The sequence below is a fragment of the Streptococcus sp. genome, from assembly GCF_019414905.1.
Lineage (GTDB): Bacteria > Bacillota > Bacilli > Lactobacillales > Streptococcaceae > Streptococcus.
The window spans coordinates 1-4,054 of sequence record NZ_DXLC01000095.1 but is presented as its reverse complement, the minus strand read 5'-3'; the positions used below and the strand labels follow the sequence as shown (position 1 = coordinate 4,054).

The window sequence follows — 4,054 nt, the reverse complement described above, 5'->3', positions numbered from 1 at the left end:
ACAAAGCCAATTTTTTCATACAAACGTTTGGCACCTACATTGCTATCTTCCACTGCAATCTGAAATTCCTTGTCATTTTGCTCAATTAGTTGGTTGACAAGGGATTTTGCTAAATAGCTTCCATAGCCTTTTCCACGTTCAGGTTCCGATATTGCTAAACCGTAGAAGTAATTCGTATTAGTCGACAAATCTACCGTGCAAGTTCCAATAACCTGACCGTCTTTTAACAAAATATATAAGCGACTTTCTGGATCCTTCAGGGCTTCAGCGACATATCTATACACAACTTCTCTCGATTCATGTTCCTCTGAAAATGCCTGAAATTTTAACTGGGTAATTTGCTCCTGATACGAACTATCTGCTAACAAAACTTCAAGATTAGAAAGTTTTGCTAACTGATAAGGTCTTCTATCCTTACCTAACCAGGTTTCTGTCTCTTCATCCTCAACCAATCCCCAGTTGCTGACAAAATCAGGATGACATTCTAGAAAAATACGTTCTGTCTGAAAAGTCACTGAACGAATAGGGAAAGAAGCCGTTTCTTTCTCAAAACTCGTAAACAAAGCACTCGCAATTCCTTGATGACGATGATCTGGATGAACCAGTATCGTCACTTCCACATCTTGATCATCAGCATAAACAGTTAAGAGACCAACAAGTTCGCCTTTTTCATAATAAAGGAAAAAGGCGGGCATGTTTGGGTCAAAATTAAGCATGTTAGAAAGATAGGGATCACGATAGGTACCGTCATAGTTTTGGCAACAGTTAATTAGTTTTTTCGCCTCAGATAACTCCTCTTGGCTTAACTTGTTTCTTGCTTGAATCATATAGGTATCCTCTACAAACCAGACGATCTGTGACTTACATCTTTAGCCTGCTCGAGTTTATTGACGTAGTACTCTCGTTTTTCTTCGACTTCGTGGATCGTCGGTTCATCCTTCTGTCCATGAACTCGGACAATCTTGGCCGGAATACCGACAACCGTCACATCACTAGGTACATCTGCTACGACAACTGCTGCAGCACCGACCTTGGCATTTGCACCAATTTCTACAGGACCAATAACTTGGGCATGTGCTGATATAAGGGCACCCTGACGAACGGTCGGATGGCGTTTGCCAACATCCTTACCAGTCCCACCAAGAGTCACTCCGTGATAAAGGAGAACACCTTTTTCAACGATCGCTGTTTCCCCAATCACCAGACCAGAACCGTGGTCGATAAAGACACCTGAATCAATCTGGGCACCTGGATGAATCTCAATCTGAGTCCAAAAGCGCCAAAACTGACTGTGCATTCGAGCCAAAAGTTTGAAGCCATGCTTCCAGAGAAAATGTGAAAGACGGTGGGCCGCCAAGGCCTTGACACCTGGATAAGTCAGCAAAACCTCCAAAGTGGTGCGGGCCGCTGGATCATTTTCTTTTACGATATCAATGGTTTCGCGCCACCATCCCATACATTTCTCCTTTTCTTATTCTGAATCTTTTGGTGTTTCTGTAATTTCTTTCTTAGGTTTGTGATCCTTGTGATGACGTGGGCGGTGAGGACGCTCTGATTTTTCACCTTTTTCATCACGTTCAGGTTTTGGAGGACGAGGAAGAAGGGCTTTCATAGAAGCATCCACACGTCCTTTTTCATCAATCTTGATAACCTTAACATCAACTTCATCCCCGATTGCTACCAAGTCTTCGACATTATTGGTACGCGTCCAAGCCATCTCAGAGATATGAACAAGGGCATCTGTCTTATCAAAAAGGTTAACAAAGGCACCAAATTTCTCGATACGAACGACTTTAGCACGGTAAACTTCATCCACTTTGGCTTCACGGACCAAACCAGCAATAATTTCTTTGGCACGATTGATGGCATCTTGGTCGCTAGAGTAGATAGACACATTTCCTTCTTCATCGATATCAATCTTAACGCCTGTTTCAGCGATAATCTTGTCGATGGTTTCTCCACCCTTACCGATGACAATCTTAATCTTGTCCACATCAATCTTGATGGTATCAATTTTCGGAGCAGTTGGAGCCAATTCTGGACGAACTTCTGGAATGGTTGCTTCAATCACATCAAGGATTTCAAAACGCGCTTTCTTGGCTTGGGCAAGTGCTTCTGTCAAGATTTCTGCAGTAATCCCTTGAATTTTGATATCCATTTGTAGGGCTGTAATCCCGTCACGAGTTCCTGCAACCTTGAAGTCCATGTCTCCAAAGTGGTCTTCCAAACCTTGGATATCTGTCAAGACTGTGTAGTTGTTTCCATCTGAGATGAGACCCATGGCAATCCCTGCTACTGGCGCCTTGATTGGCACACCACCAGCCATAAGGGCAAGAGTTCCCGCACAGATAGAAGCTTGAGATGAAGAACCATTTGATTCTAAAACTTCTGCTACCAAACGGATAGCATATGGAAATTCTTCCAAACTTGGCAAAACTTGAGCAAGAGCACGCTCACCAAGAGCACCGTGACCGATTTCACGACGACCTGGCGCACCGTAACGGCCAGTTTCCCCTACAGAGTATTGTGGGAAGTTATAGTGGTGCATAAAGCGTTTCTTGTACTCTGGATCCAAACCATCAATGATTTGAGTTTCACCCATCGGAGCCAAGGTCAAGACTGAAAGGGCCTGAGTTTGCCCACGAGTAAAGAGACCAGAGCCGTGCACACGAGGAAGGAAGTCAACAACCGCATCCAAAGGACGGATTTCATCGACCTTACGACCATCAGGACGCACCTTGTCTTCTGTAATCAAACGACGCACTTCAGCGTGTTCCATTTGTTCCAAGATTTCAGCCACATCACGCATGATACGGTCAAATTCTTCGTGGTCTGCATATTTTTCTTCGTAAACGGCAGTAACTTGGTCCTTAACTGCTTGAGTTGCAGCTTCACGAGCCAATTTTTCTTCTACTTGGACCGCTTTTTGGAGGTCGCTGTTGTAGGCTGCGATAATTTCAGCTTGCAATTCAGCGTCCACATGAAGCAATTCTACTTCTGCTTTTTCCTTACCGACAGCAGCAACGATTTCTTCTTGGAAGGCAATCAATTCTTTGACTGCTTCATGCCCTTTAAGAAGAGCTTCCAACATGATTTCTTCTGACAATTCTTTAGCACCAGACTCTACCATGTTGATGGCATGTTTGGTACCAGCTACTGTCAATTCAAGGAGAGATTGCTCTGCTTGTTCTTGCGTAGGGTTGATGATGATTTCACCGTCGACATAGCCCACCTGTACCCCAGCAATTGGGCCGTCAAATGGAATATCTGAAATGGAAAGTGCCAAGGATGAACCAAACATAGCAGCCATTGGTGCAGAAGTATTTTCATCATAAGAAAGCACGGTGTTGATGACTTGGACTTCGTTACGGAAACCTTCCGCAAACATAGGACGGATTGGACGGTCAATCAAACGCGCTGTCAGAGTCGCATCTGTTGAAGGACGTCCTTCACGCTTCATAAAGCCACCAGGAAACTTCCCAGCCGCATACATTTTTTCTTCGTAGTTGACTTGAAGAGGGAAGAAATCTCCAGTTGCCATCTTCTTAGACATCACGGCAGCAGTCAAGACAGTTGACTCACCGTAACGCACGACAACAGAGCCATTTGCTTGCTTAGCAACCTGACCAGTCTCTACAATTAACTCACGACCCGCAAAAGTCGTTTGAAACACTTGTTTTGTCATTTTAATCCCCTTTGGATTGATGAAATTATACGCCTTGCCTACAAAGATCAAGATACTAAGCCGTTAAGCAACTCAAAGGAAAATAGGAAATCGAACGACGGAGCGACTGCTCCTAGGCAGATTTATCTTTTTCCACAGAGTTGTAGGCGTGTTCAACTACTCAAGATATTTTGGACGGTTCGGCTTGCCGAACATTTCTGTAGAAAAATAGGAAGGTGACGCCACACTCGATGAGTGCTAGGAAGCTTATCTTTTTTCCTAAGAAATGAGGCCAAAATTCAATTAAGTAGTTTTTTGATATTTCCCTGAAATAGTGCGGACGGGAGGTAAAATTATCCAGTGGATGATTTTAGAAATCCAATGGAATTT

General features: G+C 43.7%; 3 protein-coding genes. All 3 read right to left on the bottom strand.

Annotated elements, in window-relative coordinates:
• The coding region (locus QZ359_RS02690) for a GNAT family N-acetyltransferase (RefSeq protein ID WP_293958035.1) at positions 1-827 on the bottom strand (827 nt) is incomplete at its 3' end.
• Positions 828-838: 11 nt separating this feature from the next.
• Positions 839-1,456 (bottom strand): serine O-acetyltransferase, encoded by a 618-nt coding sequence (gene cysE / locus QZ359_RS02685; protein ID WP_084886707.1) that lies wholly within the window; start codon positions 1,454-1,456, stop codon positions 839-841.
• A 15-nt stretch (positions 1,457-1,471) separates the two neighbouring features.
• The gene (pnp, locus tag QZ359_RS02680; RefSeq protein WP_293958031.1) at positions 1,472-3,685 is read right to left on the bottom strand and encodes a polyribonucleotide nucleotidyltransferase; all 2,214 of its coding nucleotides are present in this window, start codon (positions 3,683-3,685) and stop codon (positions 1,472-1,474) included.
• Between the last annotated feature and the right edge of the window lie 369 nt (positions 3,686-4,054).

Coding starts and splice junctions, on each gene's coding strand:
- cysE (WP_084886707.1), bottom strand. CDS start 1,456: ATGGGATGGTGGCGCGAAACCATTGATATCGTAAAAGAAAATGATCCA.
- pnp (WP_293958031.1), bottom strand. CDS start 3,685: ATGACAAAACAAGTGTTTCAAACGACTTTTGCGGGTCGTGAGTTAATT.